Origin of the sequence: Mycobacterium haemophilum DSM 44634 (assembly GCF_000340435.2) — a bacterium.
Lineage (GTDB): Bacteria > Actinomycetota > Actinomycetes > Mycobacteriales > Mycobacteriaceae > Mycobacterium > Mycobacterium haemophilum.
This window is the reverse complement of sequence record NZ_CP011883.2, coordinates 1,106,957-1,124,132: the sequence shown is the minus strand read 5'-3', so window position 1 is coordinate 1,124,132 and position 17,176 is coordinate 1,106,957. Positions and strand designations below refer to the sequence as shown.

The window sequence follows — 17,176 nt, the reverse complement described above, 5'->3', positions numbered from 1 at the left end:
CCACTCGGGACAGGCCGGCGACGGCCGATGGCTACCGATGACGTCGGTTGCGGTGGTGTTTGGTGACGTGCTGCTGCACAAGGACTTTTCGGGGCCACAGTTACGTTACTGACGCAGATTGGCGACTAGTCCTGATCGAGACTGCGCAGCAATTCCGGAATGTCGCGACGCTGATGCAAGACACGCAAAACGTCGATGTGGTCGGTGCGCTCCACGTACAAGACCGTATACGGGAAGTGCGCCAGCGCCCGTCCGCGCAGCCCGGGAATATCGAGCTCGTAGCCATAACGGGGCGAACCGATCCCAGGGTGGCGTCCGATCAGGCGGTAGGCGGCCTGCAGCGCGTCGATCAGATCTGTCGCGGCTTGCGCCGCTTCCTCATCGAGGTAGTAGTCAATCGCGTGCTCGACATCGTGGATAGCCTGATCGCGCGGGATGACCGGCTTGATCGTCATCCAGTGCGTCGGTGCCGAATGCGGGCACGTAGGCCGTCGAAGTAAGCATCGTCGGCGGGCGCGGCCGGCGGCGAAGCGGCACCTTCGAGGACCAGGCGACGCAGGGCCGCGCGGTCCTGATCCTTGCGGATCAACTCGCGGACATACTCGCTACTAGTGCCGTACCCGCCCTGGGCAACCCGCTCTTCCACGAACACCTTGAGCGAATCGGGTAGTGAGATGTTCATGGTGCGCATAAAGCAAGGCTAGCGAGTAATGGCAAAAATTGCCAAAAACACGGATCCGGTTCATGGCACCCGAGCAACGCTACCGACAGCCGGCATTACCACTTCGATGATCGGCCACTGCTGGTCAGCTCGACACCACCGAGCGGTTGATTTCCTCCACACCGCCGCTACGCCCCGGATACCAGGCGGACCGGCTCGAAGAATTGGGCTATTGCCACCGCGACTGTGCGCAGCTGTGCTATCAACTGCGCCGTCTCGCCACCACGGTCGTAAATGCCTTCGCCACAGTTCATTTGAGGGTGACGGCCATCAAACGCTCAGTCGGCGGGGCCGCCGCACACGAGCTCCCCAGCGCGCACCTCCGACGAGATCTCATCATCGCGTGCGCTCCTGCAAACACCACGCCCGCCAAGCGGGACTGGCCCGGGACGATTTACGAGGGCTCCTGGGGACCGATCAGCACGCCCGGCCCCGGGTTACCGCTAAGCCTTTGAGGAGAGCTATCGCAACCCTTATCGGTGAAGATTGAAGTCAGGCGGCAAGCGAGCTATGGAGCACGCTAAACAACTTGCAATGCTAATGTTCCCAAATCCGCTTCCAAGCGCCATAAAAATGGCCCCCGGAGTCTCCTCCGAGGGCCATTTTCGCTGGTAGCGGGGACAGGATTCGAACCTGCGACCTCTGGGTTATGAGCCCAGCGAGCTACCGAGCTGCTCCACCCCGCGTCGGTAAATACAAGGTTACCGAACACTTGCGAGGGTCACCAAATCGCCTGTCAGGCACGGTGCACGCGCGGCGAACGCGCGCATAATGCCAGGGTTTACGGCGTGTCGGTGCACCGACACGCCCGCTCGCGGCCAGTTATTTCGTGTTGTTGAACTTGGTGATGGCGTCGTCGAGGCGCTGCAGCGCCGAACCGTAGGCGGCGAAATCGCCCTTCTTCTGCGCGTCGCGCGCCGCGCCGATCGCCGCCTGGACCTTCTTGCAGCGCGGCGGCCTTGGCCGCCGACAACGCGACCGACCCATCCGGAGCCGGTGGCACCACTGCGACCGGAGGAGTGGGCGATCCGTCGGCCGCCGCCGGAGGACCCGCGGGCGGCTTCGGCGGTACCGCTTCGGTGGGTTCGATGCCAGTAGCCGCGGACGCCGCGCCGGGCCCGAATAACCCGGTGAGCGCGTCACCGACGGTGGGACCGTAGCCGATCTTGTCGTTGTACATCATCGCCACGCGAATCAGACGCGGGTACGAGGAAGCGGCGTCGCTGGCGCCCGGGGACGCATAGACGGGTTCCACGTACAGCAGACCACCCTGAGCGACCGGCAGCGTCAGCAAATTACCCCACCGGATCCGGTTTTGGTTGTCCCGCCCGATCACACCCAGATCCTGGGATACCGCCGGATCGGTGGTGATCGCGTTATTGGCCAGTTTGGGGCCGTTGACGTTGCCAGGAATGGTCAGCACGGTGATCTTGCCGTACGTCGCAGGATCAGAGCTGGCGCTGATGTAGGCAGCCAGGAAGTCTTGCTTGAACCTATTCATCGCGCTGGTCAGCTGGTATGACGCCGAATTGTCATTCTTGAGAATGTTTTTCGCGACGATGTAGTACGGCGGCTGATAACTGCTGGCGGTCGGATTCGGATCCAGCGGCACGTCCCAGAAATCCGAGGTGTTGAAGAACGTTCCGGGGTCATTGACGTGGTATTTAGCCAGCAGCATCCGCTGTACCTTGAACAGGTCCTCGGGATAGCGCAGATGCTCAGCCAGTTCAGGCGTGATATCGGCCTTGGGCCGCACGGTGCCCGGAAAGACCTTCATCCACGCTTTGAGCACCGGGTCCTGCTCATCCTGCTGATACAGCGTCACGGTGCCGTCGTAGGCGTCCACAGTGGCCTTCACCGAGTTCCGGATATAGGCGACCTGCTTATCGGGAGCCAACCGATTGAAAGCCACCTCGGTGGAGTCGGCGGTCGCCGACGACAGCGAGGTGAGTTCGGAGTAGGGATAGTTGTCCAGCGTGGTGTAGCCGTCGATGATCCACACCAGTCGCTTGCTCACGATGGCCGGATAGACGCTGCTGTCAGTCGTCAACCAGGGCGCCACCGCCTCCACCCGGCGCGCCGGATCACGGTTGAACAAGATCTTGCTGTTGGAGCCAATCACACTGGAAAACAAGAAGTTTCGCTCGGCGAATTTCGCCGCGAACACACTGCGGGATAGCCAACTGCCGATCGGGACTCCCCCGCTGCCGGCGTAGGTGTATCTCTTGGTATCGGTGTTGGTCTCGTAGTCGTATTCGCGGTCATCACCATTTTTCCCGACGATCGCGTAGTCGGCCGAGGTATTGGAGATCACTGGCCCGAAGTAGATGCGGGGTTGGTCCAGCCGCGCCGGCCCGTCGGACACCACAGTGCCGTTCCCAACGACGTTGACCAGGAATTCGGGGTAGCCGCCGTTTTGGTTGGGATCATTGGCGATACCGCGTACGGTGTTCGCCGGCGACGCGATAAATCCGTTCCCGTGCGTGTAAACGGTATGCCGGTTGATCCAGTCACGCTGATTGTCAATCAACCGGTCCGGGTTGAGTTCACGCGCCGCCACAACGTAGTCACGCAGGTTACCGTTTTTGTCGAGGTAACGGTCGATCGACAGCTGGTCGGGGAAGTAGTAAAAGTTCTTGCCGCGCTGGAATTGGGTAAACGCGGGGCTAACGATCGTGGGGTCGAGTAGCCGGATGTTCGAGGTGGTAGCGCGATCGGTGACGATCTGCTGAGCGATCGCAGGCGCGTCGCCGGTGTAATTGCGATAGGTCACCACGTCCTCAGTCAGGCCATAGGCTTGCCGGGTCGCGGTGATACTTCGGCTGATGTACTCGCTTTCCTTGCGTACCGCATCCGGCTTGGCGATCAGCTGTTCGACGATCAACGGCCAGCCGGCACCCACAATCAACGACGACAGCAGCAGCAAGACCAGGCCGATGGCCGGAATCCGCAAGTCCCGCAACGTGATCGCGGAGAACACGGCGGCGGCGCAAATCAGCGCGATCGCCATCAGGATCAGCTTGGCTGGCAGCACCGCGGTGATATCGGTGTATCCGGCGCCGGTGAACGGCTTACCGCTACGCGTATGCGACAGCAGCTCGTAGCGGTCCAGCCAATAGGCAACGGCTTTGAGTAGCACCAGCACACCGACCAAGCTGACCAACTGGATACGCGCCGAACGGCTTAGCGCGCCGGTGCGTCCGGACAACCGGATGCCGCCGAAGATGTAGTGCGCCACCAGATTTGCAACGAACGCTAGAAATACCGCGACGAACATGTAGCTGAGCACCAGCCGGTAGAACGGCAGCTCGAACGCGTAAAAACCGAGGTCCTTGCCGAATTGTGGATCCCTGATACCAAAGTCATCGCCGTGCAAGAACAGTTGGATCCGAACCCAGTAGCTTTGCGCGATAATGCCGGCGAGCAGGCCGATCGCCGTCGGGATCCCGATGCCCACGAACCGCAGCCGCGACAACACCGCGGCGCGATACCGCGCTACCGGGTCGTTGTCGTGGCTCGGGACGAAGACGGGGCGGGTGCGGTAGGCCACCGCGAGCCCGGCGAACACGATGCCGCCGACCACCAGCCCGGCTACTCCGAACACCACGAGGCGGGTAACTAGCACGGTACTGAACACCGAACGGTAGCCAAGCTCACCGAACCACAGCCAGTCGACATATGCGTCGACCAGTCGCGGACCAGCGAGCAGCAACACGATCACACCCAGTGCGACCATGATCAGCGTCCGGCTACGCCGAGTCAGTTTCGGCATCCTTGCGGCGGGCCGCATCCCCACTAGCTACGCTCCCTGCTCGATTTGGCTGGCGTCGATTTGCTGGCACCATACTTCGGGGCCGGTGGTGACAACTCTACGCACCGCGGCACCCGTCGATTGCGGGCGAGGGGCCGAGTTAGCAGCTCGGCAGTTGACCCCCCGACGTCATCGCGTGCAGCGCGTCCACCGCTTGGCTGAGGCTCTCGACCTTCACCAACCGCAGGCCGGTGCGGTTATCGGAGCTCGCCTCGTAGCAGTTCTTCGCGGGCACCAGAAACACCGTGGCGCCGGCAGCGCGGGCGGCGACCATCTTGTGGGCGATGCCCCCGATGGGGCCCACCTTGCCGTCGACGCTGATGGTGCCGGTGCCCGCGACGAACGTCGACCCCACCAAGTCACCGGTGGTCAGCTTGTCGACAACCGCCAGGCTAAACATCAGTCCGGCCGAGGGCCCGCCCACGTTGGCGAGGTTGAAATCCACCACGAACGGCGCCCACGGCGCATCCAGCACCGCGACACCCATAAAGCCGTAGTCGCGATCTTTGTTCGCACCCAGCGTGATCTGAGCGACACCGGGTGGCTCATTCTTGCGACGAAAGTCGATGGTCACCACCTCGCCGGGCTTGGTGTTCTTCAGCAATCCGGTGAACTGCTCGACATTGGCCACCGGGCTGCCATTGACCGCGTCGACGGCATCACCGGACTTCAGTTTGCCCACCGACGGACCGGGATCGCTGACCGTGGCCACGGTCACTGCAGACGGGTACTTCAGGTATCCCAGTGCGGCGTAGGCCGCGCTGTCCTCGGACTGTTTGAAATCAGCGTTGTTGGCCTTGTCAATGTCTTCGCGCGACTTGCCCGGCGGGTAGATGAGGTCGCGCGGCACCAGTTGTTCTTGGCCGGACAGCCACAGTGTCAGGGCTTCGCCCAAGGTCAGATCGTCACGCTGGGACACCGTCGTCATGTTGAGGTGACCGGACGTCGGGTACGTGTGCGTGCCGTCGATCGCGACGACCTGCTTGCCGTCGACCTCACCGAGTGTGTCAAAGGTGGGACCGGGGCCCAGCGACACGAACGGCACCGTCACCACCGCGAGCAACACGCCGAAGACCAGAATCGGCACCAGCGCGACCAACAAGGTGAGAATCCGCCTGTTCACGCCGCTTAGATTAGACGGACCCTCATCGGGCTCGTTCAGCTATAAGCATGACCCGGGGTGGCGCGTTCTGTCCCGCCAGTGAGTACCGTTGACAGTGTGGCTAACCCGCCTTTCGGCTTCTCCTCCGGAGACGACTCCCACCACGATGAATCTGGCAGGGACGAATCGGGACGCGACCAGCACGGGAAAAACAATCCCGATTCTCACGCGAGCGCGTCAGACCCGTCAGCCTCGTTCGGCATGAGTGGGGACTTCGGCATGGCCGACCTGGGACAGATCTTCACCCAACTGGGTCAGATGTTCACCAGCGCTGGCACCGCGATGACCGCAGACAAACAACCGGGTCCGGTCAACTATGAATTGGCGCGACGAGTCGCGTCGAGTTCCATCGGGTTTGTCGCGCCCATCCCGGCCACCACAAACTCGGCAATCGGCGATGCGGTGCATCTCGCCGAGACCTGGCTGGACGGGGTCACCGCGCTGCCCGCGGGCACCACCAAAGCGGAAGGCTGGACACCCGACGACTGGGTCAACAACACCTTAGAGACTTGGAAACGACTCTGCGACCCGATGGCCCAACAGATCTCGACGGTGTGGGCGGCGTCGCTGCCTGAGGAGGCCAAGAGCATGGCCGGCCCGCTGCTGTCGATGATGTCGCAAATGGGCGGCATGGCGTTCGGTTCGCAATTGGGCCAAGCGTTTGGTCGATTATCCCGCGAGGTGCTGACCTCGACCGATATCGGTCTGCCGCTGGGGCCCAAGGGCGTGGCGGCGATACTGCCGCAAGCTGTCGAGTCCTTCGCCGACGGGCTCGAGCAGCCGCGCAGCGAGATCCTGACCTTCCTGGCTGCCCGTGAGGCCGCACACCACCGGTTGTTCAGTCATGTGCCCTGGCTGGCCAGTCAATTGCTGGGCGCCGTAGAGGCCTACGCCGCGGGTATGAAGATCGACATGAGCGGAATTGAGGAACTAGCACGCGACTTCAATCCGGCGTCGCTGTCCGATCCCGCCGCCATCGAAGAGTTACTAGGTCAGGGCGTTTTCGAGCCCAAGGCAACCCCGGCGCAGACCCAAGCGCTGGAACGGCTGGAGACCCTGCTGGCGCTGATCGAGGGCTGGGTGCAGGTAGTGGTGACCGCGGCGCTGGGCGACCGGATGCCAAGTGCGGCCGCGCTCGGCGAGACGCTGCGCCGGCGTCGGGCCAGCGGCGGCCCGGCCGAACAAACCTTCGCCACGCTGGTCGGCCTGGAGCTGCGGCCACGTAAGCTGCGGGAGGCCGCCGCGCTATGGGAGCGCTTGACCCAGGCTGTCGGTGCCGACGCCCGTGACGCCGTCTGGCAACACCCGGATCTGCTGCCCTCCGGGGAGGATCTTGACGACCCGGCCGGCTTCATTGACCGCATCATCGGCGGCGACACCAGCGGTATCGACGAGGCCTTTTCCGACTTGGAAGCCGAACTTAAGCGGGACCGCGGCAACCCCGGTGGTGCGGACCCCGGCTCTGGCGGTCCTGTGGATAACTGATCGAGACGTGAGTGCCCGGCGTGGCAAAGTCTCGAGTCATGCCGCAGGTTGAGCCTTCCCTCTATGCGCTGGACCCCGCGATGCCGGTGCTGCTGCGGCCCGACGGCGCGGTGCAGGTCGGGTGGGATCCCCGCAAGGCCGTGCTGGTCCGTCCACCGTGCGGCCTGACCGCAGCGGAGTTGGCGGCGCTGCTGCGGTCCATGCGATCACCCACACCGATCGCCGAGTTGCAGCGGCAGGCCGGCGGCCGGGGCTCGACGGACCCCGACGGCGTGGCGAACCTCGTGACGCAACTGGTTGGTGCCGGTGTCGCAACCCGCGGATGCCGGCCGTCACGCGGCCGGGCAGCGTCGATCCGAGTGCACGGCCGCGGCCCGCTGTCAGACCTGCTGGTGGAGGCGCTGCGCTGCTCTGGGGCCCGGATCGCGCACAGCAGCCAGTCGCATGCCGCGGTCACTTCCGCGGTGGATCTGGTGGTGTTGTCGGACTACCTGGTCGCCGACCCGCGCATGGTGCGCGATTTGCACAGCCGGGGTGTACCGCACCTTCCGGTTCGGGTCCGTGACGGCACCGGCCTGGTGGGGCCGCTGGTCATTCCCGGCGTGACCAGCTGCCTGGCCTGTGCAGACCTGCACCGCAGCGACCGCGACGCCGCCTGGCCGGCGATCGCCGCCCAGCTGCGAGACACCATCGGGGTGGCCGACCGGGCCACCCTGCTGGCCACCGCGGCACTGGCGCTTAGCCAGGTGAATCGGGTGATCGCGGCGGTGCGTGGGCAGGAGCCGGTACCCGATCCCGGGCCACCCTCGGCGCTGAACGCCACCTTAGAGTTCGATCTGGGCGCGGGCTCCATCGTCGCGCGCCAATGGACCAGACATCCGTTGTGTTCATGTTGACGCCGAGAGCTGAACTATCCCTGCCGTCCCTGGTCCGGGACGTTCGTCGAGATTGACGCGTACGCGCGCGCCAAGTCGTCCAAAACCCGCTCCGTCAACGTGCGATCATTGCGATGCTTGTCCAGCGTTTCGATGATCGCCCTAAACAGGGCATCGGCGGCATCGTGCTGCGTTTGCTTTGCTGCCATGGCTTTTCGGTACCACCCTTCGGACATGCGTTTTCGATGAGCCACAGGATTGAACCTGCACGCAGACAACATATTGGCTGATACGAAATCAGTTGTTGCCATATCAAGTCCATGGCCCGCTCACTGTCATGGATGATGAGTGTGTGGCAGACATCAAACGTGGCCAGGCTGCGCGCAACGCGAAGCTGGCCAGCATCCCGGTCGGCATTGCCGGTCGGGCAGCGCTCGGGCTCGGCAAACGGCTGACTGGCAAGTCGAAAGAGGAGGTCAACGCCGAGCTGATGGAGAAGGCCGCCCATCAGTTGTTCAGTGTGCTGGGCGAGCTCAAGGGCGGGGCAATGAAGGTCGGCCAGGCGTTGTCTGTGATGGAAGCCGCGATTCCTGAGGAGTACGGCGAGCCGTACCGCGAAGCCCTGACCAAGCTGCAGAAGGACGCCCCACCGTTGCCGGCCAATAGGGTGCATCGGGTGCTCGACGCACAGCTGGGCACCAAATGGCGCGACCGGTTCAGTTCATTCAACGACACCCCGGTGGCCTCGGCCAGCATCGGCCAGGTGCATAAAGCGGTGTGGTCCGATGGCCGCGAAGTGGCCGTCAAAATCCAGTATCCGGGTGCTGACGAGGCGTTGCGCGCCGATCTCAAGACCATGCAGCGAATGGTTGGGGTGCTCAAACAGCTTTCTCCCGGCGCCGACGTCCAAGGTGTGGTCGACGAACTGGTCGAACGCACCGAGATGGAACTCGACTATCGGCTAGAGGCCGACAACCAGCGTGCTTTCGCCAAGGCGTATCAAGGCGACCCGCGCTTTTTAGTGCCACACGTGGTGGCGAGCGCACCCAAGGTGGTGATCCAGGAGTGGATCGATGGCGTGCCGATGGCCGAAATCATCCGTAACGGAACCGCCGCACAGCGTGACCTGGTGGGGACGCTGCTCATCGAACTCACCTTCGACGCGCCACGCCGATTGGAAATGCTGCACGGCGACGCCCACCCGGGCAATTTCATGCTGCTGCCCGACGGCCGGATGGGCGTCATCGACTTCGGCGCCGTCGCGCCGCTGCCCGGCGGTTTCCCGGTGGAGCTGGGGATGAGCATCCGATTAGCTCGGGACAAGAACTACGACCTGCTGCTGCCGACGATGGAGAAGGCCGGGCTAATCCAGAAAGGCCAGCAGGTGTCGGTGCGCGACATCGACGAGATGATGCGCCAGTACGTCGAACCGATCGAGGTCGAGGTTTTCCACTACACCCGCAAGTGGCTGCAACGGATGAGCCTCGACCGATCGGTGTCGCAGATCAGGACGGCACGGCAGTTGGATCTGCCGGCTAAACTGGCCCTTCCCATGCGGGTGATCGCGTCGGTGGGCGCGATCCTTTGCCAACTCGACGCGCATGTGCCGATCAAGACGTTGACCGAGGAGCTGGTTCCCGGTTTCGCCGAGCCCGATACCGCCGTCGTCTAACGGTCAACGCCACCTACAAGACCGAGTTGATCAACCGCGGTCAACCGTGGCGGTGCATCGACGACATCGAACTAGCGACCGCTGAAAACCGAGCTAATCAAAATAGTGGCCTAAGTCGGGTCATTGATCGCTAGCTTGCGGGCCTTGGGGCGCCGGACCCGATGCACGGCACGGTCATGGGCCGACATGGCCAAATAACGCACGCTAGCGGCTTAGCCGCTTTGGCGGGCCCCGAACGCCTCTTTGCGCCGATACCCCGATTTGCGGCCGGTGTGACGGTTACGTAGCTCGCAGTTACTGTCGATCTCGCGCTTGATCGTTGATGCTGGCCGGCCCAGCCGACGCCCTAACGAGCGCAAGGATTCCTGGGCATGCACACCGGCCTGGATCTCGATGCGTTCCTGCAAGCTCAACCGTGGCCGGGGGCCCGAGATATTCGGCGGCCACGATCGGGCCAAAGTCCGATACCTCCGGTAGGGTGACCCCACCACCGACCGCCCCTCCGAAACACCAAATTTCCAGACACCATCAGCAGCCACACCCCAAACGCTGCCGACGCCAATCCAACAAGGGAATCAGAGTGATTCTGAAATATGCAGGTTTTCCCTGTCATCAAAGATGATGGAGGGCTTAGAAGGTTTGGCGAGTATCAGCGGCGCCTCTGTAATGTTGCTTGCTTGAACCCGCCTTGTAATATCGAAGATAGCATACTGATACGTATTCATCGCTTCCGCATTCTTGGCCCACATCTCTTGATGTTCGTCATCCAACTCCGAGATCTTGGTGGTGAATTGCCCCAAAAGATTGGTTGCTTTCAAAACTAAGCGAGCCGTGCGGTTCATCGCTATCGTAGTGTACGGCACCATTGAGCGGACCGCGGCGTCGTAGGCCTGCCCCGCTTGGTGGAGATAGGCGGCGGTCTCATGGGCCGTGTTGACGTGTTGCATCAGCCAGTTATAGTACTCTCCTGCCTTGGCGCGAAATTCGTTCGCTGCCGGACCTTGAAAGAGGCCCTCCGTCTCGCTAGCTCGAGTATTCCACTGAACCGCCAGATTAATCAACTGTTCTGCCAGTTGATTCCATGCTTCTACAGCGGTCCGTATCGGCCGAGAACCCGGACCACGAATACTGAGGACGTTGACGTCGGGTGGTAATGCGTTGAAATTTGGCACCTCGGTTACCTTTCGGTTACCTTCTTCTAAACTCTACAATCAACATATCGCTGGCAGATCTATTCGCCAGTAGCAGACCCGCGAGTAGCTAAGCTGACACGGCCCTTCTCGGTGCCCTCGCCAGTGCGCGTATAACGCGTATAAGCAGATGCGGCAGCCTTAGGCTCCAGGAGAACCCCGATGTCCGCGCCCCGATCGGCGTGTACCTGACACAAGCAGCCCACGAGCATTAATGATCGTCGAAAAGATTGAAATCATTCACATAAGTGCCGATTAGTGCCGACAAAACTCAAGGCGGTTGCGTTCTTCAGCTTGCGTATATTTAGATGCGGCATCCTTTAGGCCCCAGGAGAACTGCTTGCCGATCTCCGCGCCTAGATCGGTATGCACCTGATACATCTCCCCACGAGCATTAAAAACCCTCGCCAACAGAGCTGACACACTATCCTTCCCCGGCGGGGGAATCTTGGTAATCACCGAGGCCCTCTGGGCATTTACTCTCGAAATACCGTCAGCTACCCTTACCATCTTAGTGCTTACCTCAGCCAGGGCATCTGTATTTATCTGAACCGCATTCACATTTGACAGGAACGGCTGATTCAATTCTTGTGATGCGAATGGTGAGTCACTCCAGCCCGCCGAGAACCTCTGATTGGAGCCTCCTAGGTCTTCATATGTGTCTGATTCTAGTGATGGTGCAGTTGGTTTAAACACTTGCATTCCCTCTCAACCGCTTAGTTATGCGAACGTGCACCCTTGCACTTGACACGTGTCAACTACACTAACACCTCAGCGCCCTTACCGCAAAACTAATGGTTATTCTGCCTGTGATTTCTCTCTCATAGGCGTGTTGTTGTGGCCTGGCCCTCGACCGGTTGATTCATGTGATCTGTCCCCGTCGTTTTGAGCCGTGGTTATGGAGTTGAGAGACTGCGTAGGTGGATGTCCAGCGTGTTTCAAAATCTGTCGGTGGTCGCCCATTTGCGGGGTGTTGAGAAGCTCGACTTACATCCGCGCCAGAATGACTCCATGGCGGCGTTATCATCAATCGCCGACAGTGCCGACCGAGGCCAGCAGCCCCCAGCGTCGCATGTTCGCGCCGAAACTCCACGAGGTGAACCTGCGTGCCGTGATCGGCGTGCGAAATTGTTGAGCCACTGCAGTTTCGGTTCGTAACGGCCTTGTTGACCAGTGCGGTGCCAGGTGTAGTGGAAAACGGGCGGGCCACGATCATGCGAGAGTGATGTCGGTTCGGCTGCACGTGGAACACCTGTCATGACGCGGTCGTGGCTAGCGCCGACCCGGTACTGGCCACCGAACCCGAGCCGGTGACGGTGCTCAGCATCGACGAAACACGCAGGGGCAAAGCGAAATATCAGACGCGCCAACGGACCGGGAAACGAGTCTGGGTCGATCGCTTCGACACCGGCCTCGTCGACATCACCGGCACGAATGGTCTGTTGGCGCAGGTCAACGGCCGCTCGGCAGCCCGGTAAGCGCCTGGTTCAACCAACGCGACCATGCCCGGCACGAGTCGATCACCCATGTAGTGATCGACATGTCGGTGACCTACGCCAAAGCCATCGGTGACGCGCTGCCGCACGCAGCTGATCGTAGACCGGTTTCACCTGCTCAAACGAGCCAACCAGACAGTCGAGGCGGTGCGGCGGCGCACCACCTGGGAGTCGCGGGGCCGTCGCGGCCGAAAGGCCGACCCCAACGGCGACATCCTGGCCGCCTGGATCGCCAAGGAACTGCTGCGCGACGTGTTGGCATGCACCGCGACCGGCGCCCTGCGCTACGACATCACCACAGCGGTGTACCGCTTCTAGCATTCTGCGCGGCAACCTCAGTGCCGAGATCCACGACCTCGCCGAAACTATCGAAACCTGGCAGGCCCCCAACGACGCCCAGTATGGTGGGCCTGCACCTGCCCATCACGGCAAGCACCACTCAGAACCAGGCAACTACGCCCCTGCTAACTCGGTAGAGCCAGTTTTCTAAGCAGCGACGCCGTCCTTGCGTGGTCGTCCACGCGGACGTTTGCGATTCACGACCAAACCTCGGTCGAAAATCTCGCCGCCCCAAACCCCCCAGGGTTCGGCCCGTTCCAGCGCCGCCGCCAAGCACTGGCGGCGGATCGGGCAGCTCGCGCAGAGCGTTTTGGCACGCTCCAGGTCGGCTGGGGTCTCGGCGAACCATAGGTCGGGGTTGCCGACATGGCACGGCAACACTGGCAGCGTCTGTTTCGGGACTGTCAGTGCCGACATGTCCTTTTCACCTGCTTCCTGGTCTGGTGGCTGTCTTTCTGCAGTGATCCGGACCAGGTTGGGAGGCTTTGAAAGATTGACGCCCCAAAAGCTGTGGCCACGGATCCTAGTGACTTCGGGTCCGTGGCCATCTGGCGAAAATCGGGCTGGCTACGTAGTTACGTATAGCCCCGATCCACGGACGCTTCGGTCGCGGCGGCGACGCGGTGCTGACCCGCTGCCCCCGATGCGGCGGCATGACGGGTGGCATGGGGGGTTCCCGCGGTCGGCACCGCGGCAGCCACGCCCGCACCAAGCATCAGCATGTTGCTGTCGATCATCGTGGCTACCCTCCTTTCCCTATCGTCTGCCTTTAAACCTGACTTCAGCCAGCCATCAGCGCCGTTTCAGCGCCTGCCAGCAGAGTGCGGATTTGAGGGTAACGGTAGCAGCCGGCAGTGGCAACCGATTTTCTGACCTGCGCATTTGCCCGCTATCGGTTAACTGGTGCGGCCGCGAATCAACTGCAGCACGTCCGACCCGTATTGCTCAAGCTTGCGTGCGCCGATACCCGGGATGGCGATCAACGCGGCCTCATCGGCGGGCAGCAGCTCGGCAATCGCGATCAACGTGTTGTCGGTGAAGACGACGTAAGCGGGCACGTTCTGTTCCTTGGCAGTGCCCAACCGCCACGTTTTGAGCTGCAGCAACAATTCCTCGTCAATGTCTGCGGCACATGTTTCGCACCGCCGCAGCATGACGGCCGCGGGCGTGGTCAGGTGGTTGTTGCAGATGCGGCAGCGCGATGTAGCGGCCCGATTACGCCGGGATCTGCTCGGCGCAGGATCTTGACGCGTCTGTGGCGCGATGCCGTTGAGGAACCGCGACGGCTTGCGGCTCTGACGTCCACCCGGAGTCCGCGATAACGCCCAGCTGAGTGCCAAATGCACTCGGGCCCTGGTGATTCCAACATAGAGCAGCCGACGCTCTTCCTCGACGGGCTCGCTGTCGGCACCATGCGCCAACGCATGCGAGATGGGTAGTGTTCCGTCGGCCAGCCCGACCAGGAACACCGCGTCCCACTCAAGTCCTTTGGCGGCATGCAGTGAGGCCAGCGTGACACCCTGCACCACCGGTGGGTGCCGGGCATCGGCCCGCAACCGGAGCTCGGCCAGCAACCCCGGGAGATCCAGCTGCGGACGCTGCGCCACTTCGTCGTCGACCAGCTCGGCCAGTGCGGTCAGCGCCTCCCAGCGATCCCGGGCGCGGGTGCCGACCGGTTGCTCGGCCGTGAGTCCCAATGGCTCCAGAACGCCGTGGACCACCTCCGACAATGAGCCGGCCGGACCCGTTTCGGAGCTGCGCTCCGCACTGCGCTGCAGGGCGAGCAGCGCCTGCTTAATCTCCTGGCGGTTGAAAAATCCCTCGCCGCCGCGGACCTGATAGGCAATCCCCGCCTCGGTCAACGCCTCCTCGTACACCTCGGACTGCGCATTGACCCGGTACAGCACCGCGATCTCGGATGGCGGGGTACCGGATTCGATCAGTCGAGCGATTGATGCCGCCACGGCAGCGGCCTCAGCAGGCTCGTCGGAATGCTCGTGAAACGACGCGGCCGGACCCGGCTCACGCTGGCCGGACAGCTGAAGTTTGCTGCCCGCGACCCGGCCACGAGCCGCGGCGATCACCTGGTTTGCCAGCGACACCACCTGCGGCGTGGACCGGTAGTCGCGCTCCAGGCGCACCACCGTGGCGTCTGGAAACCGTCGGGAGAAGTCAAGCAGGAAGCGAGGTGAAGCTCCGGTGAACGAGTAGATGGTCTGGTTGGCGTCGCCGACCACCGTCAGGTCGTCTCGATCGCCTAACCAGGCCGAGAGCACCCGCTGCTGCAGCGGGGTGACGTCTTGGTACTCGTCGACGACAAAACAGCGGTAGCGATCCCGGAACTCTTCGGCTACCGCGGCGTCGTTCTCGATCGCCGCGGCGGTGTGCAGCAGCAGGTCATCGAAGTCGAGCAGCGTGACCCCCCGGAGACCATTGCCACCTTTGCCACTATCGCCGCGGGCCTTGAGGGCTTCGTAGGCGGCGTAGACGCTCGCCGTTTGCGCGGCGTCCAGCGGGGTGTCTCGACCGGCAGCGGCCGCGGCGGCAACGTATTCTTCGGGCCCGATCAGCGAGGCCTTGGCCCATTCGATCTCGCCGGCCAGGTCACGCACGTCATCAGTGCCGACATGCAGCCTGGCGCGACTAGCCGCCCGCGCAACGATGGCGAACTTGCTGTCCAGCAGCTGCCAGCCGGTGTCACCGATCACCCGGGGCCAGAAATACCGCAGCTGGCGGTGCGCGGCAGCGTGAAAAGTCAGAGCTTGCACGGCGCCAACACCCGAACCGTCCTGCGCGGCGGCGCCAAGCGCCCGTAACCGGGAGCGCATCTCCCCCGCCGCACGCTGAGTGAATGTCACCGCCAGCACCTGCCCGGCGGCGACGTGACCAGTCCCGACGAGTTGGGCAATGCGGTGAGTGATGGTGCGGGTCTTGCCCGTTCCGGCACCCGCGAGCACACAGACAGGTCCGCGCGGAGCTAGCACGGCCTCGCACTGCTCGTCGTCCAGTCCGGCGGTCAATGAGTCTGCGACCATCGGCATGGGGTCCATCTTGGCAGCTAAGGCCGACAAACCTTGCGCATCGCCACGCCCGTTGCCCCGTTCGGTGTCAGGGCCTGCGCACCGGGCCGATACACGGCCCGCTCGAAAGTTTGGGGTCGCAGGGCTACGACCGAATGGCCCAGCTCCTCACCGGGCCGATACACGGCCCGCATCGTCGCAGGGCTACGTTAGCGACTTATGACCAATGCTGCGCTCACCATCTACACGACGTCGTGGTGCGGCTTCTGTGTTCGGCTAAAGACAGCGCTCAAAGCCAACGGAATCTCCTACGACGAGGTCGACATCGACCATGACGCCTCGGCCGCGGAGTTCGTCGGCTCGGTCAACGGCGGCAACAGGACGGTCCCGACGGTGAAGTTCGCCGACGGGTCGACACTGACCAACCCAAGCGCGGGCGCAGTCCAGGCGAAGCTGGCCGAGATCACTGGCTAACGAGTCAGCACCGACCTCCATGGTCATGCTGGGGCCCGGTCACCTGCGCCGATGGCCCAATCGCCTGAATTGATGCTCAACGGTGCATCCGGGCGCCCTTACCATACGACTGTGGCACCGAATCTGCGGGCGACGATGCTCGTGCCATAACGCCAAAGCCCCCGTCCGGCCGAACGCGGACGACGGTCCGCAGAAAACGCGCATCACGATGAAGCCAACAGGCTCAACTCGCCAAGCTGTGAGCATCCCAGCGAGCTGGCTCACAAGGCGACTGTCGTTGATTGACAAAGCTTTTAACGGTAGATATGTCTTCTTTGTCTGCGGCCTTGCGATTGTCTTGTCGGCCTGCTCGCACCCGAGCGCTCCGGCCAAACCGACCACGGCCGCGTCACGTGTCGACGCCAAATCGTTGATCATCAGCGTCGCTGACGTGATCCGCATTGCCAACTTCGCCGACCTCACACCGCAGACAATGGCGGACCTTCGTCAGCCGTCTGCGGGAAACATGAATGCTCCCGGTCCGTGCCGGGCGGTGGGAAATAGCGTTTTCACGTTCGCCGGCGGCTGGACACAGTTTCGTGGGGTGTCGTATAGCGGCACGACCGACGACCTAGAGCCGGGCGGCATGGCCCCGATCGATCAGGTCAGTCAGGCCGTCGCCGTGTACCCAAACGACGGTGCCGCGCGCGTGGCACTCGATCAGTTGGCCACATCGCTGACGCAGTGTGCAGCCTTGCACGACAGTGCCTACGACTTTGCTCTGGAGAGGCCGGATCCCGCCACCTTGAGGCTGAGCTCCGTGGGATGGAGCCACCAGTATCACGTCAAATCGTCAGTGTTGATGTCCATCGGCGTGCTGGGCCTTGAACCAGCAGACGAGATCGCAGGCGCCGTCCTTCAGGCCATCAGCGATCGCATCGACTAAGGGCTG

Annotated in this window: 13 protein-coding genes, 1 tRNA gene and 4 pseudogenes; 6 read left to right on the top strand and 12 right to left on the bottom strand. The window is 62.7% G+C overall.

The features are described from left to right. Window positions 1-125: 125 nt before the first annotated feature. The 5 genes and pseudogenes from B586_RS05365 to B586_RS05345 all read right to left on the bottom strand — a co-directional run bounded on the left by B586_RS05365 (window position 126) and on the right by B586_RS05345 (window position 5,655). On the bottom strand, window positions 126-455 hold the full coding sequence (locus B586_RS05365) for a type II toxin-antitoxin system RelE/ParE family toxin (RefSeq protein ID WP_047313257.1): 330 nt from the start codon (window positions 453-455) through the stop codon (window positions 126-128). After that, window positions 452-691: a type II toxin-antitoxin system ParD family antitoxin gene (locus B586_RS05360; RefSeq protein WP_047313258.1), complete on the bottom strand. Its 240-nt coding sequence runs from the start codon at window positions 689-691 to the stop codon at window positions 452-454. Before B586_RS05360 ends, B586_RS05365 begins: the two co-directional genes overlap by 4 nt. Before the next feature lie 639 nt (window positions 692-1,330). Beyond that, a tRNA-Met gene (locus B586_RS05355) sits at window positions 1,331-1,407 on the bottom strand. Window positions 1,408-1,543: 136 nt separating this feature from the next. Next, window positions 1,544-4,517 (bottom strand): annotated as a pseudogene (locus B586_RS05350) (UPF0182 family protein). 115 nt (window positions 4,518-4,632) lie between these two features. Beyond that, window positions 4,633-5,655 carry a YlbL family protein gene (locus B586_RS05345; RefSeq protein WP_054880497.1) on the bottom strand — a complete coding sequence of 341 codons (1,023 nt, stop codon included), beginning with the start codon at window positions 5,653-5,655 and terminating at the stop codon, window positions 4,633-4,635. A 96-nt stretch (window positions 5,656-5,751) separates the two neighbouring features. Between B586_RS05345 and B586_RS05340 the strand changes: the two genes are divergently transcribed. Together B586_RS05340 and B586_RS05335 are read left to right on the top strand one after the other, a co-directional pair. Continuing rightward, window positions 5,752-7,179: a zinc-dependent metalloprotease gene (locus B586_RS05340; protein ID WP_054880498.1), complete on the top strand. Its 1,428-nt coding sequence runs from the start codon at window positions 5,752-5,754 to the stop codon at window positions 7,177-7,179. A 38-nt stretch (window positions 7,180-7,217) separates the two neighbouring features. Further along, window positions 7,218-8,075 carry a cyclodehydratase gene (locus B586_RS05335; RefSeq protein WP_047313262.1) on the top strand — a complete coding sequence of 286 codons (858 nt, stop codon included), beginning with the start codon at window positions 7,218-7,220 and terminating at the stop codon, window positions 8,073-8,075. Window positions 8,076-8,089: 14 nt separating this feature from the next. Here B586_RS05335 and B586_RS20750 read toward each other — a convergent pair whose 3' ends face one another. Beyond that, window positions 8,090-8,263, bottom strand: a complete 174-nt coding sequence (locus tag B586_RS20750) for a hypothetical protein (RefSeq protein ID WP_197079814.1) — start codon at window positions 8,261-8,263, stop codon at window positions 8,090-8,092. Window positions 8,264-8,391: 128 nt separating this feature from the next. Here B586_RS20750 and B586_RS05330 point away from each other — a divergent pair, with 128 nt between their 5' ends. Continuing rightward, window positions 8,392-9,726 carry a macrolide-binding ATPase MABP-1 gene (locus B586_RS05330; protein ID WP_054880499.1) on the top strand — a complete coding sequence of 445 codons (1,335 nt, stop codon included), beginning with the start codon at window positions 8,392-8,394 and terminating at the stop codon, window positions 9,724-9,726. Between the two features lie 119 nt (window positions 9,727-9,845). On the opposite strand, the pseudogene B586_RS19885 reads toward B586_RS05330, so the two are convergent. From B586_RS19885 to B586_RS22680, 3 genes and pseudogenes are all read right to left on the bottom strand, one after another. Then, window positions 9,846-10,166: pseudogene (locus B586_RS19885) on the bottom strand (helix-turn-helix domain-containing protein); the annotation flags it as partial. A gap of 135 nt (window positions 10,167-10,301) precedes the next feature. Continuing rightward, window positions 10,302-10,898, bottom strand: coding sequence for a PPE family protein (locus B586_RS05320; RefSeq protein WP_082607521.1), 597 nt, complete (start codon window positions 10,896-10,898; stop codon window positions 10,302-10,304). Between the two features lie 273 nt (window positions 10,899-11,171). Then, window positions 11,172-11,618 carry a PE family protein gene (locus B586_RS22680; protein ID WP_082607520.1) on the bottom strand — a complete coding sequence of 149 codons (447 nt, stop codon included), beginning with the start codon at window positions 11,616-11,618 and terminating at the stop codon, window positions 11,172-11,174. Between the two features lie 527 nt (window positions 11,619-12,145). On the opposite strand from B586_RS22680, the pseudogene B586_RS21855 reads away from it, so the two are divergent. Next, a pseudogene (locus B586_RS21855) lies at window positions 12,146-12,800 on the top strand (ISL3 family transposase); the annotation flags it as partial. A 98-nt stretch (window positions 12,801-12,898) separates the two neighbouring features. Here the strand turns inward: B586_RS21855 and B586_RS05300 are convergent. The 3 genes and pseudogenes from B586_RS05300 to B586_RS05290 all read right to left on the bottom strand — a co-directional run bounded on the left by B586_RS05300 (window position 12,899) and on the right by B586_RS05290 (window position 15,792). Further along, window positions 12,899-13,168 (bottom strand): WhiB family transcriptional regulator, encoded by a 270-nt coding sequence (locus B586_RS05300; protein WP_054880505.1) that lies wholly within the window; start codon window positions 13,166-13,168, stop codon window positions 12,899-12,901. Further along, window positions 13,156-13,488 (bottom strand): annotated as a pseudogene (locus B586_RS05295) (hypothetical protein). Before B586_RS05295 ends, B586_RS05300 begins: the two are co-directional and overlap by 13 nt. 159 nt (window positions 13,489-13,647) lie before the next feature. Continuing rightward, the gene (locus tag B586_RS05290) at window positions 13,648-15,792 is read right to left on the bottom strand and encodes an ATP-dependent DNA helicase UvrD2 (protein ID WP_156406717.1); all 2,145 of its coding nucleotides are present in this window, start codon (window positions 15,790-15,792) and stop codon (window positions 13,648-13,650) included. 198 nt (window positions 15,793-15,990) lie between these two features. Here B586_RS05290 and mrx1 point away from each other — a divergent pair, with 198 nt between their 5' ends. Together mrx1 and B586_RS05280 are read left to right on the top strand one after the other, a co-directional pair. Then, window positions 15,991-16,245: a mycoredoxin Mrx1 gene (gene mrx1, locus B586_RS05285; protein ID WP_047313266.1), complete on the top strand. Its 255-nt coding sequence runs from the start codon at window positions 15,991-15,993 to the stop codon at window positions 16,243-16,245. A 277-nt stretch (window positions 16,246-16,522) separates the two neighbouring features. Then, complete coding sequence (locus B586_RS05280) at window positions 16,523-17,170, top strand: sensor domain-containing protein (RefSeq protein ID WP_231584515.1); 648 nt, start codon at window positions 16,523-16,525, stop codon at window positions 17,168-17,170. Window positions 17,171-17,176 lie beyond the last annotated feature (6 nt).